The 26,719-nt window shown below is 51.2% G+C and carries 29 protein-coding genes and 4 pseudogenes; 14 read left to right on the top strand and 19 right to left on the bottom strand.

The annotated features are described in order from the left end of the window. Nucleotides 1–171: 171 nt before the first annotated feature. The 3 genes and pseudogenes from F4V61_RS04520 to F4V61_RS04510 all read left to right on the top strand — a co-directional run. A pseudogene (locus tag F4V61_RS04520) lies at nucleotides 172–591 on the top strand (Arm DNA-binding domain-containing protein); the annotation flags it as partial. Then, nucleotides 579–704, top strand: a pseudogene (locus tag F4V61_RS22290) (integrase domain-containing protein); the annotation flags it as partial. The pseudogenes F4V61_RS04520 and F4V61_RS22290, both read left to right, overlap by 13 nt. A gap of 149 nt (nucleotides 705–853) precedes the next feature. After that, nucleotides 854–2,016 (top strand): IS3 family transposase gene (locus F4V61_RS04510; protein WP_134940772.1). Its coding sequence is split into 2 segments (ribosomal slippage): nucleotides 854–1,118 and nucleotides 1,118–2,016, totalling 1,164 coding nucleotides; the frame shifts between segments, so codons are not numbered across the junction. A 280-nt stretch (nucleotides 2,017–2,296) separates the two neighbouring features. On the opposite strand, the gene pipB is transcribed toward F4V61_RS04510, so the two are convergent. Next, nucleotides 2,297–3,298: an SPI-2 type III secretion system effector PipB gene (pipB, locus tag F4V61_RS04505; protein WP_080161214.1), complete on the bottom strand. Its 1,002-nt coding sequence runs from the start codon at nucleotides 3,296–3,298 to the stop codon at nucleotides 2,297–2,299. 635 nt (nucleotides 3,299–3,933) lie between these two features. Here pipB and cspE point away from each other — a divergent pair. The 3 genes from cspE (at nucleotide 3,934) to F4V61_RS22760 (ending at nucleotide 4,834) form a co-directional block, all read left to right on the top strand. Beyond that, a complete protein-coding gene (gene cspE / locus F4V61_RS04500) occupies nucleotides 3,934–4,146 on the top strand; it encodes a transcription antiterminator/RNA stability regulator CspE (RefSeq protein ID WP_000208505.1) in 213 nt (70 codons plus the stop codon). Nucleotides 4,147–4,156: 10 nt separating this feature from the next. After that, nucleotides 4,157–4,345, top strand: a complete 189-nt coding sequence (locus F4V61_RS04495) for a cold-shock protein (protein ID WP_072159185.1) — start codon at nucleotides 4,157–4,159, stop codon at nucleotides 4,343–4,345. A gap of 300 nt (nucleotides 4,346–4,645) precedes the next feature. After that, on the top strand, nucleotides 4,646–4,834 hold the full coding sequence (locus tag F4V61_RS22760; RefSeq protein WP_079828200.1) for a helix-turn-helix domain-containing protein: 189 nt from the start codon (nucleotides 4,646–4,648) through the stop codon (nucleotides 4,832–4,834). Here the strand turns inward: F4V61_RS22760 and F4V61_RS04485 are convergent. Continuing rightward, nucleotides 4,803–5,663 (bottom strand): annotated as a pseudogene (locus F4V61_RS04485) (porin); the annotation flags it as partial. The gene F4V61_RS22760 and the pseudogene F4V61_RS04485 sit on opposite strands and share 32 nt — an antisense overlap. Before the next feature lie 597 nt (nucleotides 5,664–6,260). Between F4V61_RS04485 and drpB the strand changes: the two are divergent. The 4 genes and pseudogenes from drpB to F4V61_RS04465 all read left to right on the top strand — a co-directional run bounded on the left by drpB (nucleotide 6,261) and on the right by F4V61_RS04465 (nucleotide 9,298). Continuing rightward, complete coding sequence (gene drpB / locus F4V61_RS04480) at nucleotides 6,261–6,572, top strand: cell division protein DrpB (protein WP_072159169.1); 312 nt, start codon at nucleotides 6,261–6,263, stop codon at nucleotides 6,570–6,572. 79 nt (nucleotides 6,573–6,651) lie between these two features. After that, a pseudogene (locus F4V61_RS04475) lies at nucleotides 6,652–7,343 on the top strand (phosphohydrolase). A gap of 73 nt (nucleotides 7,344–7,416) precedes the next feature. Continuing rightward, nucleotides 7,417–8,847, top strand: coding sequence for a DNA cytosine methyltransferase (locus F4V61_RS04470; RefSeq protein ID WP_079828203.1), 1,431 nt, complete (start codon nucleotides 7,417–7,419; stop codon nucleotides 8,845–8,847). Next, complete coding sequence (locus F4V61_RS04465; protein ID WP_000786010.1) at nucleotides 8,828–9,298, top strand: very short patch repair endonuclease; 471 nt, start codon at nucleotides 8,828–8,830, stop codon at nucleotides 9,296–9,298. The genes F4V61_RS04470 and F4V61_RS04465 overlap by 20 nt, the downstream gene beginning before the upstream one ends. Here F4V61_RS04465 and yedA read toward each other — a convergent pair. Then, nucleotides 9,287–10,207 (bottom strand): drug/metabolite exporter YedA, encoded by a 921-nt coding sequence (yedA, locus tag F4V61_RS04460; protein WP_079781879.1) that lies wholly within the window; start codon nucleotides 10,205–10,207, stop codon nucleotides 9,287–9,289. The two genes, F4V61_RS04465 and yedA, sit on opposite strands and share 12 nt — an antisense overlap. A 169-nt stretch (nucleotides 10,208–10,376) precedes the next feature. Here yedA and F4V61_RS04455 point away from each other — a divergent pair, with 169 nt between their 5' ends. The 3 genes from F4V61_RS04455 (at nucleotide 10,377) to dgcQ (ending at nucleotide 13,433) form a co-directional block, all read left to right on the top strand. Then, nucleotides 10,377–11,294 (top strand): DUF808 domain-containing protein, encoded by a 918-nt coding sequence (locus F4V61_RS04455; protein WP_103143130.1) that lies wholly within the window; start codon nucleotides 10,377–10,379, stop codon nucleotides 11,292–11,294. A 76-nt stretch (nucleotides 11,295–11,370) separates the two neighbouring features. Continuing rightward, the gene (locus tag F4V61_RS04450) at nucleotides 11,371–11,556 is read left to right on the top strand and encodes a YodC family protein (protein ID WP_000232161.1); all 186 of its coding nucleotides are present in this window, start codon (nucleotides 11,371–11,373) and stop codon (nucleotides 11,554–11,556) included. Between the two features lie 164 nt (nucleotides 11,557–11,720). Further along, the gene (gene dgcQ / locus F4V61_RS04445) at nucleotides 11,721–13,433 is read left to right on the top strand and encodes a cellulose biosynthesis regulator diguanylate cyclase DgcQ (RefSeq protein ID WP_058819313.1); all 1,713 of its coding nucleotides are present in this window, start codon (nucleotides 11,721–11,723) and stop codon (nucleotides 13,431–13,433) included. Here the strand turns inward: dgcQ and F4V61_RS04440 are convergent. Together F4V61_RS04440 and yodD are read right to left on the bottom strand one after the other, a co-directional pair. Then, nucleotides 13,412–14,227 carry a mannosyl-3-phosphoglycerate phosphatase-related protein gene (locus tag F4V61_RS04440; RefSeq protein ID WP_000948780.1) on the bottom strand — a complete coding sequence of 272 codons (816 nt, stop codon included), beginning with the start codon at nucleotides 14,225–14,227 and terminating at the stop codon, nucleotides 13,412–13,414. The genes dgcQ and F4V61_RS04440 overlap by 22 nt on opposite strands. A 308-nt stretch (nucleotides 14,228–14,535) precedes the next feature. After that, a complete protein-coding gene (yodD, locus tag F4V61_RS04435) occupies nucleotides 14,536–14,763 on the bottom strand; it encodes a YodD family peroxide/acid resistance protein (protein ID WP_000844801.1) in 228 nt (75 codons plus the stop codon). A gap of 128 nt (nucleotides 14,764–14,891) precedes the next feature. On the opposite strand from yodD, the gene dsrB reads away from it, so the two are divergent. Continuing rightward, nucleotides 14,892–15,086 (top strand): protein DsrB, encoded by a 195-nt coding sequence (gene dsrB, locus F4V61_RS04430; protein ID WP_000867214.1) that lies wholly within the window; start codon nucleotides 14,892–14,894, stop codon nucleotides 15,084–15,086. Between the two features lie 38 nt (nucleotides 15,087–15,124). Here dsrB and rcsA read toward each other — a convergent pair whose 3' ends face one another. From rcsA to fliF, 14 genes are all read right to left on the bottom strand, one after another. Next, entirely contained in the window at nucleotides 15,125–15,748 is a 624-nt protein-coding gene (gene rcsA, locus F4V61_RS04425; protein WP_080161213.1) for a transcriptional regulator RcsA, read from the bottom strand. Between the two features lie 282 nt (nucleotides 15,749–16,030). Then, nucleotides 16,031–16,825 (bottom strand): flagellar biosynthetic protein FliR, encoded by a 795-nt coding sequence (fliR, locus tag F4V61_RS04420; protein ID WP_058345050.1) that lies wholly within the window; start codon nucleotides 16,823–16,825, stop codon nucleotides 16,031–16,033. An 8-nt stretch (nucleotides 16,826–16,833) separates the two neighbouring features. After that, on the bottom strand, nucleotides 16,834–17,103 hold the full coding sequence (fliQ, locus tag F4V61_RS04415) for a flagellar biosynthesis protein FliQ (protein WP_058345049.1): 270 nt from the start codon (nucleotides 17,101–17,103) through the stop codon (nucleotides 16,834–16,836). A 9-nt stretch (nucleotides 17,104–17,112) separates the two neighbouring features. After that, the gene (gene fliP / locus F4V61_RS04410) at nucleotides 17,113–17,850 is read right to left on the bottom strand and encodes a flagellar type III secretion system pore protein FliP (protein ID WP_001253411.1); all 738 of its coding nucleotides are present in this window, start codon (nucleotides 17,848–17,850) and stop codon (nucleotides 17,113–17,115) included. Then, the gene (gene fliO / locus F4V61_RS04405) at nucleotides 17,850–18,227 is read right to left on the bottom strand and encodes a flagellar biosynthetic protein FliO (protein WP_000978517.1); all 378 of its coding nucleotides are present in this window, start codon (nucleotides 18,225–18,227) and stop codon (nucleotides 17,850–17,852) included. The genes fliP and fliO overlap by 1 nt, the downstream gene beginning before the upstream one ends. Continuing rightward, nucleotides 18,227–18,640 (bottom strand): flagellar motor switch protein FliN, encoded by a 414-nt coding sequence (gene fliN, locus F4V61_RS04400; RefSeq protein WP_001282114.1) that lies wholly within the window; start codon nucleotides 18,638–18,640, stop codon nucleotides 18,227–18,229. The genes fliO and fliN overlap by 1 nt, the downstream gene beginning before the upstream one ends. Next, entirely contained in the window at nucleotides 18,637–19,641 is a 1,005-nt protein-coding gene (fliM, locus tag F4V61_RS04395) for a flagellar motor switch protein FliM (protein ID WP_000502809.1), read from the bottom strand. Before fliM ends, fliN begins: the two co-directional genes overlap by 4 nt. Before the next feature lie 4 nt (nucleotides 19,642–19,645). Beyond that, entirely contained in the window at nucleotides 19,646–20,113 is a 468-nt protein-coding gene (fliL, locus tag F4V61_RS04390; protein WP_058819310.1) for a flagellar basal body-associated protein FliL, read from the bottom strand. Between the two features lie 104 nt (nucleotides 20,114–20,217). After that, nucleotides 20,218–21,420 carry a flagellar hook length control protein FliK gene (gene fliK / locus F4V61_RS04385; protein ID WP_080161212.1) on the bottom strand — a complete coding sequence of 401 codons (1,203 nt, stop codon included), beginning with the start codon at nucleotides 21,418–21,420 and terminating at the stop codon, nucleotides 20,218–20,220. Then, nucleotides 21,417–21,860, bottom strand: a complete 444-nt coding sequence (fliJ, locus tag F4V61_RS04380) for a flagellar export protein FliJ (protein ID WP_058345045.1) — start codon at nucleotides 21,858–21,860, stop codon at nucleotides 21,417–21,419. The genes fliK and fliJ overlap by 4 nt, the downstream gene beginning before the upstream one ends. A 21-nt stretch (nucleotides 21,861–21,881) precedes the next feature. Next, the gene (gene fliI, locus F4V61_RS04375) at nucleotides 21,882–23,252 is read right to left on the bottom strand and encodes a flagellar protein export ATPase FliI (RefSeq protein ID WP_000213255.1); all 1,371 of its coding nucleotides are present in this window, start codon (nucleotides 23,250–23,252) and stop codon (nucleotides 21,882–21,884) included. Beyond that, the gene (gene fliH / locus F4V61_RS04370) at nucleotides 23,252–23,959 is read right to left on the bottom strand and encodes a flagellar assembly protein FliH (protein ID WP_058819308.1); all 708 of its coding nucleotides are present in this window, start codon (nucleotides 23,957–23,959) and stop codon (nucleotides 23,252–23,254) included. Before fliH ends, fliI begins: the two co-directional genes overlap by 1 nt. Continuing rightward, nucleotides 23,952–24,947, bottom strand: coding sequence for a flagellar motor switch protein FliG (gene fliG / locus F4V61_RS04365; RefSeq protein WP_000067734.1), 996 nt, complete (start codon nucleotides 24,945–24,947; stop codon nucleotides 23,952–23,954). Before fliG ends, fliH begins: the two co-directional genes overlap by 8 nt. Then, nucleotides 24,940–26,622 (bottom strand): flagellar basal-body MS-ring/collar protein FliF, encoded by a 1,683-nt coding sequence (gene fliF / locus F4V61_RS04360; protein WP_038395707.1) that lies wholly within the window; start codon nucleotides 26,620–26,622, stop codon nucleotides 24,940–24,942. The genes fliG and fliF overlap by 8 nt, the downstream gene beginning before the upstream one ends. Nucleotides 26,623–26,719 lie beyond the last annotated feature (97 nt).

Here is a 26,719-nt window from a genome sequence, read left to right as displayed (position 1 = left end):
AGCCAGATTTTAGTCCCGGGACATTCCAGCGAGTCCGGAGACGTTTAAAAAATAAGAAATTATCTTAGCCCGGTTATCCTGAGAAGGACTATCGGGTTTCTTGATATGCATAGCTTTTGGGAGGTTAATCGGGGGGCCTCGCGGTTCATTGAAAAAATGGAGCCCCCACCTATGGCATCAACCGATACCGCTATCCGCAAGATTAAACCCACCGATAAATCCTTCAAGCTCACAAACAGTTCAGGACTATACCTGCTGATCAAATCCAATGGCTTAATACTCTGGTACATTAAGTACCGCATCCTTGGTAAAGAGAAAAAGCAGGCTTTCTGGTCCCTGACCGGATGTTTCCCTGTTTAAGGCGCACCAGTTACGTGACGCCGCACGCGCCAGAGTGCGTGAAGGAGCTGCTCCTTCTGCTGACAAAAAATTGCGCAACAGAAAAAGAAGAACGGGCATACGTTCCGCCAGATCGCCATAAACTGGCACGGTGAGCACAAACGCTGGTCTGCGCATTATGCGAACACCATCCAGCGCAGGCTGGAAATGTGTGTATTCCCGGATATGCGTAGGCGTAGGATGCCATCCGTCACTATCTGGCGCAGGGGTTTAGCCGGAAAGAGGCGCTGGCAATGGTGGCGATGGATCTGGGGCATGGTAACGGGCGTGGGCGGTATGTGGCACAGATGTATGGGCAAATTTAATAGTCTGCTAAGAGCGAGGCGCAGACCAATCTATCGAACTAAACAGCAACACAGTACAAGCTGCTATCAAGTTATAAGCAACAATGATCTTACCCACCAATAGTGGACACGCGACTAAGTGAGTAAACTCTCAGTCAGAGGTGACTCACATGACAAAACCAGCATCAACCACCAAAAAGATCCGCAAGCAGCACGCGCCTGAATTCCGTCAGGAAGCCCTGAAACTGGCTGAACGCATTGGTGTGGCCGCAGTCGCCCGCGAACTTAGCCTGTATGAATCACAGCTCTACAACTGGCGAAGCAAACAGCAAAATCAGTTCTCTTCTTCTGAACGTGAACAGGAGATGTCCGCTGAGATCGCCCGTCTGAAGCGTCAACTGGCAGAGCGGGATGAGGAACTGACCATTCTCCAGAAGGCCGCGACATACTTCGCGAAGCGCCTGAAATGAAGTATGTCTTCATCGAAAAACACCAGGCTGAGTTCAGTATCAAAGCCATGTGCCGTGTACTTCAGGTTGCCCGTAGCGGCTGGTATATCTGGCATCAGCGTCGTCATCAGATAAACCGGCGTCAGCACTTCCGCCTTGTCTGTGATAACGTCGTCCGGGAGGCATTCAGTGACGCAAAACAGCGCTACGGTGCGCCACGCCTGACGGATGAGCTTCGTGCTCAGGGACGGGTGTATAACATAAAAACCGTAGCGGCCAGCCTGCGCCGGCAGGTACTGCGGGCAAAAGCCTCGCGCCGGTTCAGCCCGGTCAGTTACCGTGAGCATGGTCTGCCAGTCTCAGAGAATCTGCTGAAGCAGGACTTTTACGCCAGCGGCCCGAATCAGAAGTGGGAGGGTGACATCACGTATCTTCGCACCGGTGAAGGCTGGCTTTATCTGGCCGTGGTTATCGACCTGTGGTCGCGGTCAGTCACTGGCTGGTCGATGTCCTCGCGGATGACAGCACAGCTTGCCTGCGATGCGTTACAGATGGCATTGTGGCGGCGTAAACGTCCGGAAAATGTCATTGTGCATACAGACAGAGGCGGTCAGTACTGTTCAGCGGATTACCAGAGCTTACTGAAACGCCATAATCTGCGGGGCAGTATGAGTGCCAGAGGCTGTTGTTACGACAATGCCTGTGCGGAAAGCTTCTTCCACACGCTGAAGGTGGAATGTATCCACGGAGAGGACTTTGCCAGCCGGGAAATAATGCGAACAGCAGTGTTTAATTATATCGAGTGCGATTACAATCGCTGGCGTCGTCACAGTGCCTGTGGCGGTCTCAGTCCGGAACAATTTGAAAACCAGAACCTCGCTTAGCGCCGTGTCCACATTACGCGGGTAGGATCATCCAGCCAGTCGAGTCGGTACCCCTCCGGGATATTTTCAGTCAAAGATCTTACTCTGCTGCTCGCTTATATCAATAAGGTAAAAATACGCTGAAAATGTTATTTATAATGAACCTTAAGTGTTGGATATTTATTTAATAAAAGAAAAAGTATTTTTCTGTTTCAATACTCTTCGCTTATAAAATCCTTTGCAAGGAAATAATGAATAATATGTTTATATTATCATGGAGTGCTTCTGAAGTCATCGGCTATCACACCCAACCCGACTGGTAGGTTGGAGGAGAATACTGGATATCAGGAGAATCTTGAACGCCTCTCGAGTTAGTAGCTTCCAGTTGTTTTCTGAAAATTGTAAAAGGATTCTCATCATCATCAACAAAAGCAGCAGAGGCAGAGGGAGCAGTATCTCTTGCATCTTTTATATTGATGCCAGTTAAATTTGTATTGGTTAAGGTTGCACGGGACATGTTAGCACCATGAAGGGTGGTATACTCTAGCACTGCGTTAGTCAGGTTTGCGCCAATCATAGTTGCGCCCGTCAGGGTTGTCTGTTTCACCCGTGCGCGAGTCAGGTCTGTGTCATTCAGGTTTGCGTCGGTCATGTTTGCGAAACTTATAGTTGCACTGGATAGGTTTGCGCCACAGAAAGTTGCATTACATAAAAATACACTATCCAATTTTGCTCCACAAAGCTTTGCCCCAGTGAAATTTGCACCAGAAGCATCCATTTCTGACAAATCTTCACCCTGTAGATCTTTATACGACAGGTCTACTCCACACAGGTTCATAAATCCATCCGGGGTTAAAAGTGCATTCTCCACCTTCAGAGGTATATTATGTGCCTGCATCAGTACAAGCATTCGGCATATATTCCAAAATTCCTTGCTATAAACCTGACCTGTTACAGTCTTCCCATTTTTGGTTACTTCAATGACTTTGGAGTCTATACCAGAGTCGGATGGGGCTCCACGTGAGAAACATGTAGTGCATCCATTGATATCCTCAAGAAATATTTTTGCTCCACTAGTAAAATCATTTTTGTTTATATGTAATAACGCCGATGTCAGTTTTTTCATTACCTCCTGATAGTGCATTTCATGGCTTCTCCTTACTCCGCCAAAGGTAAAAAAATTCATAATCCATTGGCACAGGCCTTGCGGTGTTGTAGCCTCTTTTATTGCCGCTTTCGTACCGGCTCCGGCCGCACACAAATATCTTGCAATGTCTTCTGGTTTTGGTTGAATTATTGGCATTTTTATTACCTGTCGGAGTTGTGAGCTAACGTTACGTTCTTTAATTTAGGAGGTAATAACAAAAAGGATATAAGGTGTTTTTTGTATTATGAATTTCATTGAAAGGGAAGGGGTAAGATCATTTGGTATGTCACGCTTGGTATAGTGTGGTATATGCACTGGAGCTCTTTCTTACCATCATCATCTTCTGAGTTCCTAAAAACAGGAGGTGTCGCCGTTGAAAAACTTTCCACTTCGCAATGGTGCGCATGTATCCGGTTTACGGCATCAGGAGAGTGGCATATTTATTGTCCGGGTATGTAGGCGTTGTGAGACGTAACTGACTATCAATAGATATTATATGAAGATTATTTACGCCAGGTTGCATCAGCAACAGCGGGTATAGATAAAAAACGTAAGACAATCAGCGTGATAATACTAAAAAGCAATTAATATTTTTTAAACAAAACTAAAGCTTGCTATATTTAGTTAACCGTGCGTTAATGGTTGTGCGGTTTGATACAAACTTATCTGAAGCAGTGATTGTAATATTTCTCATCATTTGTCACTCTTGAGAACTTCTTTAGGTTTTTTTCTCTCTGATAATTTTTTTCAGGCCATTCTGCCCAAGAGCTAATTAAAAAGGTAACAATATTATGACGACGAAAATTACTGGTTTAGTAAAATGGTTTAATCCTGAAAAGGGCTTTGGTTTCATTACACCTAAAGATGGCAGTAAAGATGTGTTTGTACATTTTTCTGCAATCCAAAGTAATGATTTCCGCACGCTTAATGAAAATCAGGAAGTTGAGTTTTCAGTAGAGCAGGGGCCAAAAGGTCCATCAGCAGTCGACGTTGTGGCACTTTAAGGCAACTAATATCACTAATAAAATTCACTTCAGATGTCCATGTTGCCATGGTTCGCAATACAGAACATCGACATTCGATGTTACTGAGCAAAATCCGTTTGGCGCGAAATGTATTTTTTGTAAGTCAACCATGATCACCTTTGATAATGTTGCTCTGTATATGTGCTCAGGACAGATTCCGCCAGATTTTAGAAAATAAATCACATTAGCTCCTTACAGGAGCTTTTTTATGCCCGGATGATTATGTTAAGAAAAAAACATGGAAGCCTACATCTATCATCCATGGTGGCATTCTTCTTCTCCTTTCTCTGATAAAAGTTATTTCTCTTTCAGACAGCCTATAAAAGGAGTGAGGTCGTCCTCTCTATCAGATGAAGAGGTGTCAGCCTATCTTTACGTCGTTATCCGTTATTTAATTCTCACCATTATAATAACAAGCCCGCACTTATGGACTGTAGCCTAAAAGTTGGACATCAAACTAACTAAGGCGCAGGTTTTTATGAGTAGTCCTAAATTTTCACTTGAGCTACGGCTTGCTGCCGTACAACATTATCTTTCCGGTAAAATTGGTTTTGATGAGGTCGCCGTACACTTTGGTGTCGGGCGGACGGCCCTGCGCAGATGGGGTGCCGCTTATGAGCTTCATGGACCTAATGGACTTCCTGACCGCCTAAATCTTTACCCTTAGACCGCAGACAGGTGACGAACGCAGGCCGAAATCGAACTGATACTGTGCGACAACTTCAACGTTCTGGGTTTTGTTATCGAGGCCGCCGACATCTTCGCCATCGCTGTTACCATAGTAGGTCATGTTGCGGGTTTCAGAATACATGGCCGCCAGGTAAACGTTATAGGCGCCGTATTTCGCGCCTACGGTCCAGGCTTCAGCGGTTTCGCCACCCGCATAGTTATTGCGCTTATTCAAGTCGTCGCCATAACCACGAGCAACCTGGTTGTCTGTACGGTCAGAGGAGGAGTAGGCTGCGCCCAGACTTAACCCTAAGTCATACGTGGTCGATATCCCGAAACCGTCGCCATTTTCACGCGCCAGTTTGCGACTACCGCCGTTACCCGTACCTTCACCAGCACTGCCATTTTCATTATTACCTTGGTACTGCAACGCGAAGTTCAAACAGTCCACCAGACTGAAGAAGTCGGTGTTGCGGTAGGTAGCGACGCCGTTGGTTCTGCCCAGCATCTAGACATCGGTCTGGGTATAAGTGTCGCCGCCGAACTCCGGCAGCATATCGGTCGAGCCTTCAACGTCGTAGATGACGCCATAGTTACGACCGTAATCGAAAGAGCCGTAATCGACGAATTTCAGACCGGCAAAGCCCAGACGAGCACAGGAGTTTGCGCCTTCACCTTCAGTGGTGTTCGCCTGAACGTTGTATTCTCACTGACCATAGCCGGTCAGCATATCGTTGATCTGCGTTTTGCCTTTTAAGGCCAAAACGAACGTAGGAGTGGTCGCCATCGCTGCCTGTATCGTCAGAAAAGTAACGCAGGCCATCCACTTATTACAATTTTATACTTCCCTACTAATTTTAATACATTTAAAAAGCAAAATGCAATAAGTATATATAAAATATTTTAATTTATTGCTATTTGGTTTTTTATAATGCAGGTGCATGGGGTGTAAAGAATGCATATTCCATAATTATCATTTTTAACAAAAAGTTATGTGTTTTGCTTTGAGTATTCTTATTGTGAATATAATTTGTTTTTTATATGTATTGTATGTTCCGATTATGAAAAATAATAAAAAAAACCGGCATAAATGCCGGCAATGTGAGTAATAGTAAAATAAATGATAGAAGGCTAATAACTGGATCATTGTGACATTTAATGTCAATAAAATAAAACGGTATCGATGTGGGTAAAAATAAGTTGTTATGGTTATATATTAATTATTTATCAGGTTACTGCTCACTCAATATTATGTTATTTAACAATTGGTTCAGCGCCCGGGGCAACATTATCTGAGAGAAAATTATTTGTGTAATGAATAACAAGAGCAGGTGCAGAAGGTTTTTCATTGTCGAAATGTGATAAATATCACATTATAATGTAATTAATGTCATTCGACTTACATCACAAAAACGGAGTAAAGTTTGAGTACCAGGGAGGAGAAAGCCACCCGTAGCATGGGCGGTAAATTAGCGTTATGGGTTTTTTATACCTTTTGCGTCTACTTCATCTGGGTGATGGCGCGTTACGTCTGGCTGATATCCGTCATACAAGTCGAGCCTGTTCTCGGCCCAAATGGCGCGCCAGTCAGCGTAACGGAAAAGTGGCTTAACGCGCTATCTCTGGGCGTCGTCTGGCTTATTCTGGGGAGTATTGCCTGGTACACCCGGCCTCGCAAAGGCCTAACTTTCCCCTCCGACACGAAGCCAGAAATGCGCAATCAAGCAGGGATGTAAAAGTGGCGACGGATATGCCAGCATAGCGGATCCTATGCTCAGGCATGTAAAAAAATGGTCTGCTATAAAGAGAGGGCGTATGGATTCAGGATACTGGCAATTACAGTTTGAAGACTGGCTACGTCACCACCACCAGCAGGATGCCGCCCATGACATCTACCATTTCCGTCGTGTCTGAACAACTGCGCAAACGCTTGGTGAAAGCAGCCCGTTGACTGGCTGGTGGTTCTATCGGCATGTTATTTCCATGACATTGTCAGCCGGGCGAAAAATCATCCGCAGCGGCATCGCTCTTCCATGTTAGCTGCGGCAGAAACCCGACGTATTTTTCTGCGGGATTTTCCTGACTTTCCCGCAGAAAAACTGGCGGGCATTTGTCATGCTATCGAAGCGCATAGTTTCAGCGCAAACATTGTGCCCACCACGCCAGAGGCAAAAATCGTGCAGGATGCAGACAGGCTGGAAGCTTTGGGCGCCATTGGGTTAGCGCGGGTCTTCGCGGTTTCCGGCGCGCTGGGCGTCGCGTTGTTTGATGCCGACGATCCCTTTGCCGACAGACGACCTCTTAACGATAAGCAATTCACGCTTGACTATTTTCAAACCAAACTGATGAAACTGCCGCTGACAATGCAGACTGAACGGGGTAGATACCTGGCGCAGGGTAATGCGAATTTTCTGGTGTCGTACATGGCGAAACTGAGCGCTTAACTGAAAGGCGATTACGAAACACGGGATCAGGCAGTCATTCACACTTTTGCAGCGCATCAGTAACCCCTGTCGTTGAAACGTAAACCGCGTCATTTTATGTTAGTCTGTCACCAATTATTTTTGGCCGGTTAAATGTATGCAGGAAAATCTTTCAGTAACACACGCCCGGAACTTCATCGCCGACGGCGCAGGAAGTGAGGTCCAGGCGATGTTGAGTCAATTGCTGGAAATCTACGATGTTAAAACGCTGGTGGCGCACCTTAACGGCTTGGGCGAACATCACTGGAGCCCGGCCATCTTAAAGCGTGTAATGATGAACACAGCGTGGCATCGTTTGAGCGACAATGAATTCGCTAGTCTAAAAACGCTGTTGCCGACGCCGCCAGCGCACCACCCTCATTATGCCTTTCGTTTTATCGATTTATTTGCTGGCATCGGTGGTATTCGCCGCGGATTTGAAGCGATAGGTGGGCAGTGCGTGTTTACCAGCGAATGGAATAAGCACGCGGTACGTACATATAAAGCGAACTATTTTTGCGATCCGCTAGAACATCGCTTCAATGAAGATATCCGCGATATCACGTTGAGCCACCGGGAAGGGGTCGGCGATGATGAGGCGGCGGAACATATTCGTCAGTATATTCCGCAACATGACGTCCTGCTGGCGGGCTTTCCCTGTCAGCCATTTTCTCTGGCGGGCGTCTCCAAGAAAAATGCGCTGGGTCGCGCCCACGGCTTTGCCTGCGAAACGCAGGGGACGTTATTTTTTGATGTAGTGAGAATTATCGACGCCCGTCGCCCCGCACTGTTTGTGCTGGAAAACGTGAAAAATCTTAAAAGTCACGACCAGGGCAACACCTTCCGCATTATTATGCAAACGCTCGATGAGCTGGGATATGACGTGGCGGATGCCGCTGACAATGGTCCGGACGATCCGAAGATTATCGACGGGCAGCATTTTCTTCCCCAGCATCGGGAACGCATTGTGTTGGTGGGGTTCCGCCGTGATTTGAACCTGAAAACCGATTTTACGTTGCGCAATATCGCCCGCTGTTATCCTCCGCGCCGTCCGGCGCTGGCGGAACTGTTGGAGCCCGTCGTCGAAGCCAAATATATCCTGACGCCGGTGCTGTGGAAATATTTATATTGCTACGCGAAAAAGCACCAGGCGCGAGGAAATGGTTTTGGCTATGGTATGGTTTATCCTGACAATCCAGAAAGTGTGGCGCGCACGTTATCTGCTCGCTACTACAAAGATGGCGCTGAAATTCTGATCGATCGTGGCTGGGACATGGCGAAAGGCGAGGTGAATTTCGACGATGCTGGCAATCAACAGCATCGTCCGCGCCGACTCACGCCGAGAGAGTGCGCGCGTTTAATGGGATTTGAGACGCCGCAAACGTACCAGTTCAGGATACCCGTCTCGGATACTCAGGCCTATCGCCAGTTTGGCAATTCCGTGGTGGTGCCGGTATTTGCCGCGGTAGCAAAGCTACTGGAGACTAAAATTCACCAGGCGGTAGCGTTGCGTCAGAGAGAGGCGGTAGATGGCGGACGTTCACGATAAAGCCACGCGCAGTAAAAATATGCGCGCGATAGCGACCCGCGATACGGCCATTGAAAAACGCCTTGCCAGCCTGTTAACTTCGCAGGGAATTACGTTTCATACTCAGGACGCAACATTACCGGGCAAGCCGGATTTTGTGGTGAATGACTATGATTGTGTGATTTTTACTCACGGCTGCTTTTGGCACCATCATCACTGTTATCTGTTCAACGTACCGGCCACGCGTACGGCTTTCTGGCTGGAAAAAATCGGTAAGAATGTTGAGCGCGACGAGCGCGATATTCAGCGTTTACAGGCGCTTGGCTGGCGGGTACTGATTGTGTGGGAGTGCGCCTTGCGCGGACGAGCGAAATTGAGTGACGCGGCGCTGGCGGAGCGCCTGGAAGAGTGGATCTGCGGCGGCGGCGCCAGCGCGCAGATCGACACCCAGGGTATTCATCTACTGTCGTGAACCTTCCGTTTTACACGGCGTGACCACCGCTCCGGCTGGAAACAGGTACTTACCCAGCGTCACCATTACCACGGCAAACACAATCACGCCCAGGGCTGCCCATTCAACGGGTGATAGCTTCTCGCCGCCTAATCCTGTGCCAAGTAACACGGCGACCACCGGATTTACATAGGCATAGCTGGTTGCCAGCGCCGGGCTGACATTGCGAATCAGATACATATAGGCATTAATGGCGATGATTGAACCAAACAGCGCCAGGTAGCCGACGGCCATAAAACCCGATAAGCCAGGCAGTGTGGTGATTTTTTCGCCGGAAAGAAACGCCGCGCAAAGTAATATTACACCCGCCGCCAGCATTTCAATCGCGCCTGCCATCATGCCTGTGGGGAGAGCGATGCGCGAACCGTAAACGGAACCAAACGCCCAGCTCATCGAACCTATCAGGATCAACATCGCGCCCCACGGATTGCCGCTCAAGTTGCCGCCGCTGTTCAGTAGAATAATTCCGGCAAGGCCAATGGCAATACCTGCCCATTCTAATTTGCGCGTTTTAATACCAAAAAAGTAGCTAAAACACAGCGTAAACAGTGGGACGGTGGCGACCACGACTGCAGCAATGCCCGATGGCACGTTTTGATGCTCGGCCACCGTGACCAGACCGTTACCTACCGCCAATAGCAATAGACCAATAAGCACGGCATTGACGGTCTGGCGCAACGGCGGAAGTTTTTCGCCGCGTAGCAGCAAAAACGCCATGAGCACAATACCCGCCGAGAGAAAACGTATGCCTGCCATCATTAGCGGTGGCCAACTTTCAACGCCTATTCGGATAACAAAATAGGTAGACCCCCAAATGATGTACAAGGCAAAAAGCGCGCCAAAAAGAGGTAATAACTGCCGGAAACGCATAAACTCTCACAGTGAAATAACAAGGGTGGATACAGTAAACGTCAAAACTATTACGCTGGCGAGCATTATCATTGTCCTTTTTGAATAAAAAGGCATTGACCCGCGCCGTCGGTTTCAGCATTGCGCGTTTTGCTACATACTTAACGTTTCAGAAGAAAAGACAGAGGGAATCATTTTGGCAGGAAGTAGCTTACTGACATTGCTCGACGATATTGCCACGCTGCTGGACGATATTTCGGTAATGGGCAAACTGGCCGCGAAAAAAACCGCAGGCGTACTGGGGGACGATCTATCGCTCAATGCGCAGCAGGTGACCGGTGTTCGCGCCAACCGCGAGCTGCCAGTCGTATGGAGCGTGGCGAAAGGGTCATTAATCAACAAGGTTATTCTGGTGCCGCTGGCGCTGCTGATAAGCGCATTTATCCCGTGGGCCATTACGCCTTTGTTAATGTTAGGCGGCGCGTTTCTCTGCTTTGAAGGGGTAGAAAAAGTCCTTCATACTTTTGAAGCGCGAAAACACAAAGAAGACCCGGCGGAGCGGCAAAAACGTCTTGAGACTCTGGCGGCGCAAGATCCTTTGGCCTTTGAAAAAGATAAAGTGAAAGGGGCGGTACGTACCGATTTTATTCTTTCTGCTGAGATTGTGGCAATTACGTTGGGGATAGTCGCGCAGGCGCCGCTGCTTAATCAGGTGCTGGTGCTGGCAGGGATTGCGTTGGTCGTGACCATTGGCGTGTATGGCCTGGTCGGTATTATCGTAAAACTGGATGATATGGGTTACTGGCTGGCAGAAAAGCGCAGCGTGCTGGCGCAGAGTGTCGGTAAAGGATTACTGATTATCGCGCCCTGGTTAATGAAAGCGTTATCCATTGTCGGTACGCTGGCGATGTTTTTAGTCGGCGGCGGGATTGTCGTACACGGTATTGCGCCGCTACACCATGCCATCGAACATTTTGCGCAGCAGCAGGGTACTTTCATGGCGCATACGCTTCCAGGCCTGCTGAATCTCGTGCTCGGTTTTATTATCGGTGCCATTGTGGTAGCACTGGTGAAAAGCGTGGCGAAAATTCGCGGTGTTTCGCACTGATTTTCTACAATGAATTATGCAAAATTGTTTATCCTCGTCTAAGGTGAAAACGTTTCATCTGATACAGGAGGCAGGTATGGTCTTTTCTGTCAGTGAGGAAGTTACTGTGAAAGAGGGTGGACCCCGGATGATCGTCACCGGTTATTCCAGTGGAATGGTAGAATGTCGCTGGTATGACGGTTTTGGCGTAAAGCGGGAGGCATTCCATGAGAATGAGCTCGTGCCAGGCAAGGAAAGGCGCGTGCGGGACGAAGCCCGATGACAAAACGCCCGGTTAACACCGGGCGTTTTGCTGTGGAGAAAGAGAGTCACCATACTGCGACATGCTGCTATCAGGTTATGCCAGAATTAAGCGGTATCCCTTAATGATGTCTGACGACCGTAAGCCATCAGGGGGCATTGTATAAATAACCAGGAGTTACCAGGGTGCCGCACGAAACACTATTAGAAAATCAAGGCTGGTTTAAAAAGCTGGCGCGGCGTTTTGGTCCCGGTCATGTCGTCAATACCTGCTTTTTGATCGTTATGCTTTTCTCGACGCTACTTACCTGGCGGGAAGCGATAATACTGAAAGACGCGTATGTTGCCAGCCAGCGCAATCATCTGGGAAGCGTCGCTAATGCCCTTGACCGACAACTGCAATTTAATATGGATAGGTTGATCTTTTTACGTAACGGCATGCATGAAGCGCTGGTGGTGCCGCTGACTTTTTCTGCATTGCAAAGTGCTGTAATGCAGTTTGAGCAACGACGCGCCAGGCGTTTCTGGCAACTGGAGCTGGATAAGCGGCGGACATTGCCGCTATATGGCGTTTCCGATCAATTTGTCGCCCGGACGACGCTTCTTTCGCGGGATAATAGCGACCTGGCAAATGAATTAACCGCTACGCTGGAGCTGGGGTACCTGGCGCGTCTGGCGCGTTCATCCGCTATGCTGACGCTGGAAGCTATGTATGTTTCTCGCTCAGGGTTTTATCTCTCAACCCTTCCGACGGCATACGGCAGCGATATCGTATCCCGTTACTATCAGTACGTGACTCAGCCCTGGTTTACCGAGCAAAGCCAACGGCGTAACCCACAGCGTGGCGTACGGTGGTTTACCTCCACACGGCCCTATTTTTCTGATGAGCAACAAAAAGTGACGGCCAGTTTGCCGCTGGATCATGATAATTACTGGTATGGCGTACTGGCAATGGAAATTCCCGTCGCATCATTACAGCGGTTCCTGCGCGATGTGGCCGAAAAGGATATTGAAGGGGAGTATCAGCTATATGATAACCGTCTCCGTTTGTTGGCAGATTCCACGCCAGAACAACAAACCGCCAATATGTTGAATGACCGTGAGCGCACCTTACTGGCGCATGAAATAGAAAAAGATACCGAGGGCGGACTGCGGTTAGGAACGCGTTATGTGAGCTGGGAACGGCTGGACCATTTTGATGGCGTATTGCTGCGCGTACATACATTTCGCGAAGGTATACAGGGGAATTTCGGCAGTATTAGTATCGCGCTGACGCTGTTATGGGGTCTCTTTACTGCAATGCTGCTGATATCCTGGGGCGTTATTCGACATATGGTCAGAAACATGTTTGTTCTGCAAAGTTCGCTACAATGGCAGGCATGGCACGATCCGCTGACGCGTCTCTATAACCGTGGCGCACTGTTTGAAAAAGCGTCTCGGCTGGCACAGCGCTACCGGGAATTCCGGAAGCCTTTTTCTGTGATACAACTGGATTTAGATTATTTTAAAAGCGTAAATGATCGCTTTGGTCATCAGGCCGGCGATCGCGTGCTCTCCCATGCCGCGGGACTCATTGGCAGCACCATTCGATCGCACGATATTGCCGGACGGGTAGGGGGCGAAGAGTTTTGTATCGTCCTGCCCGATGCGACGAAAGCGCAAGCGCTGCAAATTGCCGAACGCATACGCCAGCGCATTAATGATAAAGAAATTCTGGTGACGAAAAGCACGACGCTTCGTATCAGCGCATCAATGGGGATCAGCAGCGCGGAGGAATACGGTGACTATGACTTTGAGCAGTTGCAGTCGCTGGCCGACAAACGGCTTTATTACGCGAAACAGTCCGGACGTAACCGTATTTGCGACAGCGGCGCGACTCAGGAATGGGAAAAGAAATAGTCCATGCCTTCGCGCCAGCCATCCGGCCCCTCGTTCTGGCTGCGGTAGACGCGCTGTGGATCGTTATTACGCAGATGTACGCCCTCCCGGTTAAGCCCTTTAACGACAACGGCATAATCCATCACATCCAGTAAGGGCGCATCGTTGGGACCGTCTCCCAGTCCGAACGTCAGGGGACGTGTGTGCCACTGCTGACGATACGCTTCAATTAGCCAGTTGGCGGCCTGATCTTTACCGGCGGAGGCGTCCAGAACGTGCCAGAAACGGGCGCCAGGCACAAATTGCAATCCCAGTTCATTTAAGCGGGCGACAAACTGCGCCATGCGTTCGTCGCTATCGCGCCAGATCAGTGATACCGAAGCTTCATGCAGACGGGTTAGCGCAGACTGAGCCCGGTTTAGCCCCGTCCATTCGCTTATCACCTGATCGTCAACGTCATCAAAAGTGGTGAACTTAAACTGTTCTTTTTCTCGCAATTTATGCAGGACGAGGCGGATTTCGCTGTGAGAAATGCCCGCTATCAGACGGGGATAATGGGGATGGTTTTCCCAGTGAACGTCCAATTGGACCACGGCGCCGTTTTCCGCAATTAGCGGCAGTCCCTGTAGATTTAACATCGTCTGGATCTGGAGCATTTCAGCTGCGGTTTTACTGCTACAGAGGATCACTGGTACGCCGCTTTCATGCAGGCGCGTAAGCCAGGCGGCCGCGGGCTGCCACTCAAAGGTGTGGCTGTTCAACAACGTGCCGTCCAGATCGGTAAAAATCAGCAAGGGGTCATGGATTGAGAGCATTTTTTCCTCATTTCCGTTGCAACGGCGGGCTTATTTCTAGGAAAAATCCTAAAGCACACCCGAAAGAAGTAGAACACTAACCGGAACCGATCCCGTCGCTTCCAGACAACACATGCGTTGTCACAACTTTGGCACCAAACCATTAACGATATTAACCATTCGTTTTAAAAATATTTACTTGTCATGCAAAAAAATTGCAGATAAGGTAAATCTCACATCAGATTTCCTGGTGTAACGAATTTTCAAGTGCTTCTTGCATAAGCAAGTTTGATCCCGACCCGTAGGGCCGGGATTTTTTTCGGCCATTTTTAACGGTTTACTTCCGCTACACTAAAATCATGAATATCCAGTTCGAATGCTTCGGCTAATTCATGCCATGTGTGATATTCCCGTCCGTCTACGCTCACTCGCTCAGGATCCTCCTGGCTACGCTGAACCTCGCTTTCGCTGATTTCATTGATTGCCGCCAGTAGCGCATCAACATCGACACTCACTTCGCGCTTTGCCGTATCACTGTACTCTTTTGCCGTTTTCATCTTCACTACCTCGCTGGTTCCTGACAGCCTAAGTATAGACCGTTGAGAAAACCAGCAAACACGCCTACAAGGCGCTGCCAGACGCGGAAAATTGTTCTACACTGGCACAAAGCGACAGGAGGAAAAGGATGAAGGTGAATGATCGGGTAACAGTTAAAACGGACGGCGGTCCCCGTCGGCCTGGCGTGGTTCTGGCAGTGGAAGAGTTTAGTGAAGGCATAATGTACCTGGTTTCGTTGGAAGATTACCCGCTCGGCATCTGGTTCTTCAACGAGTCAGGTCATCAGGACGGCATTTTCGTCGAGAAGGCGGAGCAGGACTAATTGGGCCGGACTGGAGGTGTATTGCCAGTCCGGATGTCTCAGCGCATATTAACAAAAATGCCGTTAGTGACGTTATCAGTCAGCCGCACTACGTGATAAATCACTTGTTTATTATGCGTTTTTATCTTTCGTTTAATATTCCCCTTATGAGAGGATACTGTTTTTGCTTTAATATTCATTCTGTCAGAAATCTGAATTGTTCCCTGACCTTCCATCCACATTCGCAACATGCTGGATTCAGTTCGACTTAAAGATAATGTTGGTAAATTTATCGTTCCTGACACACCAGACTCTTTTTTAAGAATATCGCCAAGAACAGTATCCAGGGAGTCAGGTTTAATTGATTTTGAGCTAATCAATAAGTTTTTTCTTACTAATAAATATTCATCAAAGTGTACGTTAGCAATAGCCATAAAAACAATAAATAACGTGTCGGGATATTGATTAATGATTTGCTTTATTTGTTGACTGTCTGAAGGTGTATGAATAAAACAGTCCTCATTAATAAACACCACCGAAGGTTGATGTGCGCTACAAGCGACAGCGAGTTCGTCAACGGTTTCGATGTCGTTGATTTCCCTTTTTTTCACCCCTCTGCTGACCAAATACCCGCTCAACCCTAGCCGGGTGTAACTGCATAAATCCATAATAATCGTTGACATGGCATACCCTCACTCAATGCGTAACGATAATTCCCCTTACCTGAATAACTCACCATAATCAGACGGAAACACAAATAGTCACCTTAGACACGCTTACGCCGTTTTTCAGGCGAACTTACTATCCCGTAAAGTTGCATATAATTTGCCAGGAATCATCTTAAAGTAATGTGAATGTTGCGTTATGTGAGTAAAGTAAAAACAAATAAGGGGCAGCGGATATATCCTGGTGGATGTTTTCTTTAAATTTACTTTCGGATAAACCTTAGTAAAACAGGATAAAGACTATGGGTTATTATTTACGGGCATCTCGCTAACAATATCAGCAAGTAAATTGAAAATTTCGCTAAATAAATGTTCGCAAAACGGTGCAATTAATGGCATTAGCGCGGCCATCAACATAATGCCGACAGTGAGCGTAAGCGGGAAACCGATAACAAATATTGAAAGCTGCGGCGCCATGCGGTTTAGTAGCCCAAGCGCCAGATTGAGCGTAAGCAGGAGGGTTATGATCGGCAATGCCAGCATCAGTCCGTTTAAGAAAATAAGCCCTCCGGCCCTGGCAAGCGCCATAAATGCATTACTGTTAACCGGGTTGCTACCAATGGGAAGGGTGTGGAAGGTATCGACCAGCAGCGAAATAAGCCACAAATGGCCATTAAAGGTGAGAAACAGCAGCATGGCGAGCATATCCATAATACGCGCCAGGACCGGCATATTAAGATGGCTGCCTGGGTCGACGAAAGTGGCAAAGGAAAGCCCCATTTGCAAACCGATAAATTCACCCGCGGTACGCACCGCCGCAAAGGCGAACTGCATAGTAAATCCCAGCGCAATGCCGATCAGAATTTGTTGCATCGCCAGCCATAAAGCGGCAATAGAAAAAAGCGGCGTATCGTTTGCCGGTAGCGACGGCGCGATAACGAGGGTAATCATCATGCCCAGTCCCAGCTTTACCCGCTTGGGAATAGCGCGCTCGCTAAGAATCGGCGCGGTTGAAATCAGCGCCAGTACGCGCAACAAGGGCCAGAAATAGAGATTCAGCCAGTATAGCCATTGCTCGCTTGTGACCTGTATCATCCCTCTGTTTATCCGATGATATAAGGTAAATTGCTGAACAGAGCGCGTACATAATCCAGCAGCAGGTTGAGCATCCACGGGCCGGCAACGATAATTGCAATAAATACGGCGACGATTTTAGGGATAAACGACAGCGTCATTTCATTAATCTGGGTCGCGGCCTGCAAAATGCTGATAATGAGGCCGGTAATCAGCGCGACGAGTAACAGCGGCGCAGCCAGGGCGAGGGCGACTTTCATCGCCTCGGTGCCCATCATCATGACGGATTCTGGAGTCATTTTGCGCCTCTAACTGTAAAAGCTTTGGGCCAGCGACCCCACGAGCAATTGCCAACCATCGACCAGCACAAACAGCATCAGCTTAAACGGCAGGGCGATTGTCGCGGGCGGCACCATCATCATCCCTAACGCCATCAGTACGCTGGCGATCACCAGGTCGATAATCAAAAAAGGGATGAAAATCGTAAAACCTATCTGAAACGCCGTCTTTAATTCGCTGGTGACATAGGCGGGCAGGAGAATACGCATCGGCACGGCTTCCGGCCCCTGTAACGGGCCGCTATTAGCCAGACGGGCAAACAGCGCCAGATCGGCTTCGCGGGTTTGGCGCAGCATGAACGCCCGTAACGGTTGAGCGCCTTTATCCAGCGCTTCCTGCATGGAAATTTTCTGCTCGCTAAACGGCTGGTAGGCATCCACGTAAATCTTGTCAATGACGGGCGACATAATAAAAAAAGTCAAAAACAACGCCAGTCCGAGTAGAACCTGATTTGGCGGCGCCGAGGGGGTGCCCAGCGCATTACGTAACAGGCCGAAGACAATGATAATGCGGGTGAAACTGGTCATCATCAGTAAAATCGCCGGCAGGAACGTCAGCGAGGTGATGAAGACCAGGGTCTGGACGGATAATGACCAGCTTTGGCCTCCGCCCGCTAATGGTTGGCTGATGAGCCCCGGCAGTTGCGCAGCGGCGGCGGGGCTAAAAAGCCACAGACCCGCCAGCGAAAGGAATAACAAACGGCGCATCAGGATCTCCCGGAACGCTTGAGTAAGCTCTTCATCATGTTCTGGAAATCCGCCGGCGGGACCACAGGCGTTTCCGTGTCGCTCTCCGCGGGAGGGAGGGTGTGCAGCAGGTTAATCTGCGAGGCGGTTACGCCCAGTACCAGACGCGCATTTTCGACCTCAACAATCACCACGCGTTCGCGCGGGCCAAGCGAGGCGCAGGCTGACACCTTGAGCCCACGCGCGCTATTTCTTTTTGGGGCGAATCCCATACGCTTAATCACCCAGGTCGCCGCCAGAATGAGCGCAATAATGCCAATTAATGCGCCGCTCACCTCAATTAGCGGCGATCCGGTTGGCGCGGCGGGTTGAGAAACCGTGGCCTGTGTCTTCATCATTAACGACTCAAACGACGCATACGCTCGGATGGCGTAATAATATCGGTAATACGTACGCCGTATTTATCCGCCACAACGACCACTTCACCCTGAGCAATCAGGTAGCCGTTAATCAGGATATCCAGCGGCTCGCCCGCCAGCCCGTCCAGCGCGACGACCGACCCCTGCGTCAGGCGCAGTAGCTCTTTAATGGTCATTCGCGTGCGGCCCAGTTCTACGGTCAGTTTGACCGGGATATCCATAATCAGATCGATATCCTGCATGGCGCCGCTGACGTCACCGCCGCCAAGCTGTTGGAAAACCGCGTCGGCGGTACTTTTATTGGTGGTCGCTTTTTGCTCGTTTAACGCGTCAGCCCACAGATCATCCAATGCGCCAGTATTCTCATCGGACGGATTATTCATGTCACTCATTTGGGCTGTTCCTCATTCAGCGAATTCAAAATTGGGTTGATCAAATGTTCTACGCGTAGCGCATACTGTCCGTTTACGGTGCCATATTGGCTGGTGAGTACCGGCACGCCGTCCACATGAGCAATAATGCGGTCGGGTTTTTCAATCGGCAGTACATCGCCGGGTTTCAGCTTCAAAATCTGGGAAAGACGCAACGGAATGTCGGCAAAATTCGCCACCAGCTCCAGTTCGGAGTGCTGAACCTGGCGTACCAGGTTATCGCGCCAGTTCTGATCTTCGTGGCGTGAGTTTTCCAGGGGCGGGTTCACCAGCAGCTCACGCAGCGGCTCGATCATGCTAAATGGCAGGCAGATGTTAAATTCACCAGTCAGATTGCCGATCTCCACATGAAACGGCGTATTGACGACAATATCGTTCGGCGAGGTGGTGATATTGGTAAATTTCACCTGCATTTCGGAACGAACATACTCCACTTCCAGCGGATTAATGGCTTTCCAGGCGTCGCTGTAGCCTTCCAGCGCCAGTTTCAACATCCGGTTGATGACGCGCTGTTCCGTATGGGTAAACTCGCGGCCTTCGACTTTGGTCGGGAAGCGACCGTCGCCGCCGAATAGGTTATCGACGGCAATAAACACCAGACTCGGCGAGAACACCACCAGCCCGGTGCCGCGTAACGGTTTCAGGTGGATCAGGTTCAGGTTGGTCGGTACCGGCAGGTTACGCGCAAATTCGTGATACGGCTGAATACGTATGGCGCCCACGGTAATATCCGGGCTGCGGCGCAGCAGGTTAAATAATCCCATCCGGAACTGGCGTGCAAAACGTTCATTAATGATCTCCAGCGCCTGCAAGCGTTCACGCACGACGCGACGCTGTGTATTGGGATCGTAAGGGCGAATATCGCTATCGCTTGCGATACCGGGCGTGGGGTCGTCTTTGGTGTCGCTGTCGCCGTTCAACAGCGCGTCAATTTCAGCCTGAGAAAGAATACTATCGCCCATATCGTTACCGCAGAATAAAAGCTGTATAAAGCACGTCGGTGACGACTTGTCCTGGTTGACCGGCAACGAGCGGCGCGGACAGCGTCTCTTTAATGGCGGCAATCAGTTTTTGTTTGCCTGCTTCCGTTGAGAGCTCGGCGGCATTCTGACGGGAAAACAGCAACAGCAGACGGCTGCGCACTTCCGGCAGATATTCATTCAATCGCGCGCGTGTCGCTTCGTCTTTCAGACGCAGGGTCACGCCGATATACAGCACGCGATCCGCATCGCCCAGATTGACGGTAAACGTATCCATCGCAAAAAATACCGGCGCAGGCGGCGGAGCCGGTTCCGCTTTAGCGTTCGTGGTCGGTTGCTGCTGCATACGCCAGTAGCTATAACCTGCGGTCGCGCAGGCGGCGAGGGTAATCAACACCAGCAAAGGTATCCAAATCGAGCGTTTGCTCTTTTTGTTAATCGCGGAGTCAGTCATCTGATACGGGCTTCCTGTTTCGGTACTGCTTATGGGCTGATTATCCCGTGTCCTGTCCACGACAAAGCGTGGAAAAGACGCGGATAATCATGCTACCTCTGGCGTTAGGCGAAGATATCCACTGCGCCATTGCCGTACGCGGCGACCTGAAGCGAGGCAGGCGCCGCTATCGCCAGGTCATCTTCAGCGCTAAATGTGTCCGCCCGTGGAGCGCGAGCAGGCGGTTGTTGCTGCGACGAAGACTGCTGTTGTCCGGCAAAGCTTTCGCTACTGATACTGCTTTGTCCCAACTGAATCCCGCTTTCTGCCAACTGGGTCCGCAACATCGGCAAGGCGGCTTCCAGCGCGGCGCGGACATGGCTATGCGGCGACACCATCTGGAGCTGCGCCTGATTGTCATCCAGCTTGAGAGAAATATGTACCTGACCTAACTCTTCCGGATGCAGTCGCAGTTGCGCGCTTTGTTGTCCCTGACGCGTAAATAACGTGACCTGCTGACTCAAGGTCTGCTGCCATTCATGGCTGCCTAACGGCGCGCTGAGCACCGGGGCTGAGGCGACAGGTAGCGGTTGCGCTGTGGCGCTACTGAGCGTCGGCATTGCCGCGCCATGCGTGACTGGCGCGGGCGGGCTATCAACCGCCACTTTCGCGCTGGTCGCGGCGGCAGCGACCACCAGCGGCGTCAGTGATGGACCCTTGGCGCGATCGTCGCTGACGCGCGCAAGCGACGCCTCGGTTTTCCCTTTTTCATGATCGCTAAAAGAGAGCGTATGTGTCTCTTCTTGCGGCGCCGATCTCATATCGCCGCGTAACAGTGACGGCAAGGCGATGTGATTTTCAGCCGGCGTCGCGACAGGTTGTCCGGGCAGCATGGCGAGTAAGGCGCTCAGACTGGCGAGATCCTCATCGCTCAGCGCGGGTGTTTTCTCATCATGCTGGGCCGTTTTATTCAATGCGGCCAGAGCACTGGTTTTTAACGATGGCGTTAGCGTAGACAGGAGATGTTGCGCTTGTGTCAGATCCGTAAGCGTTTCATCCGTCGCATTCGCTTTTTGCGCCAGCAGGTCGGCAAGCTTCGCCGACTGACCCGGTTCGCCATGTTGGGTCAGTAACCCTTTCGACAACTTGCTGCCTGCCGCCTGTAAATCGGCAAGCGTGATGCGGGCGTCTTTGCTCTGGGCGCCGTCTGCGCCTAACGCGTCCGCCAGTAGCGCCAGAAAGTCCTTGGCTGAATCGGTGGTTTTTCCTGACGTCAGACCCGCGGTCATGTCGGTATCGGTGGTGATCAGTTGGGGCAGGGTGATCATTCGGGTTTCCTCATTGCTGCACGCTGAGCAAATTCATCCATCTTTTTCTGATCCATGCGGTTTTCAGCTAACAGCGCTGCCGCGGTTTGTCGAGCCTGTAAGGTTTGCCAGGCCTGAAGGCGCTGCTTTTTTTCACGCCAGCTCTTCAGCGCCAGGTCGACTTTTTGCGTCCACAGGGTAAGCTGCAGACGATGCTGTTCTATCGCCTTTTCCAGTGTCTGAATAAACTGCTGATAGTTAATCCAGCGATTACTGGCGATACCTTTGCCCATATCGGTGTTCAGATTACTGCGATACTCATTCTGATAATCGATCAGCATTTTGAGCTGTTCTTCCGCCTGTTGGCAGCCGCGACGCATTTCTCCCAGTAAACGCGCCGCATCATCCACCTCTTTTTCGGCCAGATCTTTGAGTGTTTCCAGAGCGCCATGCTGTGCCATGATCGTCGCCTTCCTGCTTTATCACACCGTCGGGAAAATCAAATCGAGCGCCTGGAGAGAGTTCTCCCAGTCGGCCCGTTCAAAAATGCCTTGCTGTAAAAACGCTTCTAATTGCGGCCATAAGGTAATGGCTTTATCGAGCATCGGATCACTGCCTTTGGCATAGGCGCCGACGCTGACCAGATCGCGGTTACGCTGGAAACTGGAAAGCAATTGTTTAAATAGCCGTACCCGCGCATAGTGCTGCTCGGTAATGAGCGCAGTCATCGCGCGGCTGATTGACGCCTCAATATCAATTGCCGGATAGTGCCCGGCCTCCGCCAGACGGCGAGATAAGACAATATGCCCGTCGAGAATGGCGCGTGCCGAGTCGGCAATCGGATCTTGTTGGTCGTCCCCCTCGGTCAGCACGGTATAAAACGCGGTGATAGAGCCGCCGCCGTGAATACCATTACCGGCACGCTCGACCAGCGCCGGCAGCTTTGCAAACACCGAGGGCGGATAACCTTTCGTGGCAGGCGGTTCGCCGATTGCCAGCGCAATTTCACGCTGCGCCATCGCATAGCGAGTCAGCGAATCCATAATCAGCAACACATGCTGTCCGCGATCGCGAAAGTCTTCGGCGATGCGAGTCGCATAGGCGGCACCCTGCATCCGTAGCAGCGGCGAGACATCGGCCGGAGCGGCAATGACGACCGAACGCGCGCGACCATCGGGACCAAGAATATTTTCGATGAAATCTTTAACTTCGCGGCCCCGCTCGCCGATAAGTCCTACGACAATCACGTCCGCCCGCGTATAGCGCGCCATCATGCCAAGCAGAACCGACTTACCGACGCCGGAACCGGCAAATAGCCCCATACGCTGACCGCGCCCTACGGTTAGCAACGCGTTGATAGCGCGCACGCCGGTATCCAATACATGTTCGATTGGCGTTCGCTGTAGCGGGTTAAACGGCGGCGTGATTAACGCGCCAGTTTCCGTCGTATCCGGCGCAGGCAGTCCGTCGAGCGGTTTACCGCCGCCATCCAGCACCCGACCAAGTAGGGCCGGGCCGAGCGGCAACTGTTTTCCGCTTTGCAGACCGTCGCCATGGCCGTTACGGGCATAAACACGGGCACCGGGCAGAATACCTTCTACCTCTTCCAGCGGCATTAAAAATAGACGTTGGCCGTTAAAACCTACCACTTCCGATTCCACTTCTTTGGTTTCAGGGCCGTCCTGGCGTTCAATAATGCAGGTTGCGCCCAGCGGAAGCTGGAGACCAGTGGCCTCCAGTACCAGACCGGTGGCGCGGGTTAAACGTCCGTAACGACGCACCGCCGGCAACAACGCTATTTTTGCTTCAAAGTTGTCGAGCGCGGTAAGCCAGCGGGTCAAACGTGTGGTCATCAGAGCACTCCCGGCGCCGCCAGGCGACACAACTCTTGCCAGCGCGTGGCGACGCTGGCGTCCAGATCGCCCTCATCGGCTGAGACTTTACATCCGCCGTGATGCAATGTCGGATCGCCACGCAACCGCCAGCCGTGAAGGCTGAGCGTGGCGCCCAGCATCTCTTCCACCCGCTGTAAGTCGTCCGGATGCACGCGCAACTGCGGTTTGCCGCTAAAGAGCGGCTCTTGCTGCAACAATTGTTGGATCTGCTTAATCAGCGCGGAGTTGTCTACCGCCGGCGTTTGGCCGATGACCTGACGCGCGGCCTCCAGGGCCATTTGCATCAGCCGTGAGGCGATCACGCTATCGAGCGCGTCAAGCGTATTCTGAAACTCGCTCACCAACTGCTGCATATGGGCATGAATCGGTGCCTGCTGCGTTTGCGCTTGTGCTTGCCCCTGCTCCAGCCCCTGCGCTAAGCCTTCCTGATATCCCTGCGCGTGTCCTTTTTGCCGTCCCTCTGCCAGCCCGGCGTTATAACCTTGTTCATGGGCCTGTATTTTTAGCTGCGCCATCTCCTGCTCCAGCTGTTGTTCGGCAGTGAGTTCAGGTTCCGGCGCGTCTTCTGTCAAGATGACGTTGTCAGCTTCAACCGGCATAAACGCTTCTGGCGGCGGGGCGAGATCGTCGGGAGTCCAGACTTGCCACGGCAATTCATTAGACATAGGTATCCTCGCCGCTGCCAATCACCATTTCGCCGGTTTCCGCCAGACGACGCACAATAAGCAGAATCGCTTTCTGTTCGTTTTCCACCTGAGACAGACGAACCGGGCCACGGTTGGCAAGGTCGTCGCGCAGGATATCGGCGGCGCGCTGGGACATATTGCGCAGGAACTTCTCGCGTAATGGCGGTTCGGCGCCTTTCAGGGCGATCAGTAGCGACTCGGAATCCACTTCCTGCAGCAGACGCTGGATGCTGCGATCGTCCACATCCACCAGATTTTCGAACAGGAACATCTCGTCGATAATTTTCTGCGCCAGTTCGCCGTCGAATTCGCGCACAGCGGTAATAACCGCTTCTTCCTGCTGCGTTTTCATCAGGTTGATAATTTCCGCCGCGGTTCTCACGCCGCCCATTTTGCTGCGTTTCAGGTTCTGACCGTCGAGCAGGCCATTCAGCACTTCGGTCAGCTCCGCCAGCGCCGCGGGCTGTACGCCGCCAAACGTCGCGATACGCAGCATCACATCATGACGCAGGCGCTCGTCAAACAGCGCCAGAATATCGGCGGCCTGGCCACGTTTGAGGTGGACCAGAATGGTAGCGATAATCTGCGGGTGCTCGTCGCGAATCAGGTCGGCAGCACTCTGCGGCTCCATAAAATTGAGCGTTTCGATACCGCTGGTGGTATCGCGCGTTTCCAGAATATCTTCCAGCAGGCTGGAAGCTCGCTCCTCGCCCAGCGCTTTTACCAGCACGGAACGCAGATATTCGTTGGCGTTGATATTCAGCGCGGCGAACTGCTCCGCTTCCTGCTCAAACTCTGACAGCACGTCCGTCAGTTGTTTGTTGGAGATTTGACGCACGTTAGCCATCGCCGTACTCAGCGCCTGCACTTCGCGGGTGGAGAGGTGCTTAAACACCTCTGCCGCCCGGTCCTCGCCAATGGTCATCAACAAAATGACGCTTTTATCGGTACCGCTAAGATTACTCATGATCGTTACTCATCCACTGGCGAATGACCAGCGCCACCACGCGCGGATCGTTGTCTGACATTTCGCGAATACGCTGGCTCATCACCTCGGCACCCAGACGCTGGTTAGCCCGACGTTGCTGGAGCTGCTCGTCTTTGCTGAGGCGTACTTCCACGGCTTCTTCGGTTTCCTGACGAACCTGCGCCTGTTCCTGCGCCGCTTTCGCCTCTTCAACGCGGCGGGTCAACTGCGGACGTACCGCTTTGCGCCACAGAATCCAGGCCACCAACAGCACCAGTAACCAGCGGCCTGCTGCGAACAACTGATCGATAAAGGATTGCTGCTGCCAGAAGGGCAGTTCGCCGCCGGTTTCATCCACTGCGCTAAACGGTGAATTCACCACGTTTAGCGTATCACCGCGTTTATCGGAAAAGCCCATCGCTTCGCGGGTTAAATCTTCGATCTGTTTCATCTGATCGGCGGTCAGCGGTAGCGGTTTGCCATCCGCCAGCGTTTTGTAATTCACCACGACGGCTACTGAGAGACGCTCAATATCCCCGACATTCATTTTGGTGTGGCGAATAGTACGGTCCACCTCGTAGTTGCTGGTTTCATTGCGCTGCGTATTACGCGGACCAGTGCTGTTACTGTTCGTACTGGTACTGGTTTGTGCCGTATTCTGCGCGTTTTGCTGATTGCCCGGCGGCGTGGCGATCGGCGCCTCGTTAGGCGGCGCGGGTTGGTTCGACAGCGCGCCAGGCACGCCGCCGGGATAACCCGCGCCTATTTGTTCGCTAATATTCAACTGACGTGAACGCAGGGTGGCCTTCGACGCATCGCCGTTCGGGCTGTAGTGCTCTTCCGTTTGTTCTTTATTGGCAAAATCCAGTTGGGCGGTCACCTGAGCGTGAACATTACCGTTACCGACGATAGGCGACAAAATGGCTTCGATACGGCGCTGAATGCGGCTTTCCACATCATTAGCGAATTTTAATTGCGCGTCATTAAGGTCGCGACCGCTGGTATTGGATTGTGTGAGCAGATGTCCAGATTGATCGACCAGCGTGACATTTCCTGGCGGCAAACCGGCGACAGCGCTGGAAACCAGATGTACCACGGCGCTAATTTGTCCTTCATCCAGCGCCCGGCCCGGTTCCAGTGTGACGGTGACGGAGGCGGAAGGGGATTTTTGTTCCCGCACAAAAAGCGATGGTTTCGGCATCGCCAGGTGGACGCGGGCGCTTTTTACCGGGCCCAGCGTTTCGATCGTCCGGGCCAGTTCACCTTCCAGCGCGCGCTGATAATTCACCTGCTCGCTGAACTGACTGATGCCGAATTTTTCCTGATCAAGCAGTTCAAAGCCTACCGCGCCGCCTTTGGGCAGCCCCTGTTGCGCCAGACGCAGACGCAGTTCATGCACTTTGTCGGCAGGCACTTCAATCGCGCCGCTGCCATTGGCAAAGCGATAAGGGATATTCATCTGGGTCAGTTGTGCGACGATCGCACCGCCATCCTGATCGGAAAGGTTGCTGAACAGCGTGCGGTAATCGGGCGTTTTGGCCCATAGTACCATCGCAACGATAATCGCCACGGCGGCAGAACCCGCCACAATTAACGGAATTCGGGGATTCGCGCGTAGGCGATTAAGCCACTCGAGAGGTTTAGGTTGGGTTGCAGTCGATGCAGTCGCACTCATCTCGCACCTCGTGACTGATCGTGGACGGCGTTTTTTGCAAAGTGGAACAAGACTCACTCCCGGGTCAGCAAACTCGAAAAATTGACGGTCTCATTAT

Origin of the sequence: Salmonella enterica subsp. arizonae (assembly GCF_008692845.1) — a bacterium.
In the GTDB taxonomy this organism is placed as follows: domain Bacteria; phylum Pseudomonadota; class Gammaproteobacteria; order Enterobacterales; family Enterobacteriaceae; genus Salmonella; species Salmonella arizonae.
The sequence above is the reverse complement of the archived record's forward strand: the minus strand, read 5'-3'. Positions and strand labels throughout refer to the sequence as shown.

Excerpts from the sequence above, each read along its gene's own strand:
- pipB (WP_080161214.1), bottom strand. The coding sequence starts at position 3,298 with ATGCCAATAATTCAACCAAAACCAGAAGACATTGCAAGATATTTGTGT.
- cspE (WP_000208505.1), top strand. The coding sequence starts at position 3,934 with ATGACGACGAAAATTACTGGTTTAGTAAAATGGTTTAATCCTGAAAAG.
- F4V61_RS22760 (WP_079828200.1), top strand. The coding sequence starts at position 4,646 with ATGAGTAGTCCTAAATTTTCACTTGAGCTACGGCTTGCTGCCGTACAA.
- F4V61_RS04470 (WP_079828203.1), top strand. The coding sequence starts at position 7,417 with ATGCAGGAAAATCTTTCAGTAACACACGCCCGGAACTTCATCGCCGAC.
- F4V61_RS04465 (WP_000786010.1), top strand. The coding sequence starts at position 8,828 with ATGGCGGACGTTCACGATAAAGCCACGCGCAGTAAAAATATGCGCGCG.
- yedA (WP_079781879.1), bottom strand. The coding sequence starts at position 10,207 with ATGCGTTTCCGGCAGTTATTACCTCTTTTTGGCGCGCTTTTTGCCTTG.
- F4V61_RS04450 (WP_000232161.1), top strand. The coding sequence starts at position 11,371 with ATGGTCTTTTCTGTCAGTGAGGAAGTTACTGTGAAAGAGGGTGGACCC.
- F4V61_RS04440 (WP_000948780.1), bottom strand. The coding sequence starts at position 14,227 with ATGCTCTCAATCCATGACCCCTTGCTGATTTTTACCGATCTGGACGGC.
- yodD (WP_000844801.1), bottom strand. The coding sequence starts at position 14,763 with ATGAAAACGGCAAAAGAGTACAGTGATACGGCAAAGCGCGAAGTGAGT.
- dsrB (WP_000867214.1), top strand. The coding sequence starts at position 14,892 with ATGAAGGTGAATGATCGGGTAACAGTTAAAACGGACGGCGGTCCCCGT.
- rcsA (WP_080161213.1), bottom strand. The coding sequence starts at position 15,748 with ATGTCAACGATTATTATGGATTTATGCAGTTACACCCGGCTAGGGTTG.
- fliR (WP_058345050.1), bottom strand. The coding sequence starts at position 16,825 with ATGATACAGGTCACAAGCGAGCAATGGCTATACTGGCTGAATCTCTAT.
- fliQ (WP_058345049.1), bottom strand. The coding sequence starts at position 17,103 with ATGACTCCAGAATCCGTCATGATGATGGGCACCGAGGCGATGAAAGTC.
- fliP (WP_001253411.1), bottom strand. The coding sequence starts at position 17,850 with ATGCGCCGTTTGTTATTCCTTTCGCTGGCGGGTCTGTGGCTTTTTAGC.
- fliO (WP_000978517.1), bottom strand. The coding sequence starts at position 18,227 with ATGATGAAGACACAGGCCACGGTTTCTCAACCCGCCGCGCCAACCGGA.
- fliN (WP_001282114.1), bottom strand. The coding sequence starts at position 18,640 with ATGAGTGACATGAATAATCCGTCCGATGAGAATACTGGCGCATTGGAT.
- fliM (WP_000502809.1), bottom strand. The coding sequence starts at position 19,641 with ATGGGCGATAGTATTCTTTCTCAGGCTGAAATTGACGCGCTGTTGAAC.
- fliL (WP_058819310.1), bottom strand. The coding sequence starts at position 20,113 with ATGACTGACTCCGCGATTAACAAAAAGAGCAAACGCTCGATTTGGATA.
- fliK (WP_080161212.1), bottom strand. The coding sequence starts at position 21,420 with ATGATCACCCTGCCCCAACTGATCACCACCGATACCGACATGACCGCG.
- fliJ (WP_058345045.1), bottom strand. The coding sequence starts at position 21,860 with ATGGCACAGCATGGCGCTCTGGAAACACTCAAAGATCTGGCCGAAAAA.
- fliI (WP_000213255.1), bottom strand. The coding sequence starts at position 23,252 with ATGACCACACGTTTGACCCGCTGGCTTACCGCGCTCGACAACTTTGAA.
- fliH (WP_058819308.1), bottom strand. The coding sequence starts at position 23,959 with ATGTCTAATGAATTGCCGTGGCAAGTCTGGACTCCCGACGATCTCGCC.
- fliG (WP_000067734.1), bottom strand. The coding sequence starts at position 24,947 with ATGAGTAATCTTAGCGGTACCGATAAAAGCGTCATTTTGTTGATGACC.
- fliF (WP_038395707.1), bottom strand. The coding sequence starts at position 26,622 with ATGAGTGCGACTGCATCGACTGCAACCCAACCTAAACCTCTCGAGTGG.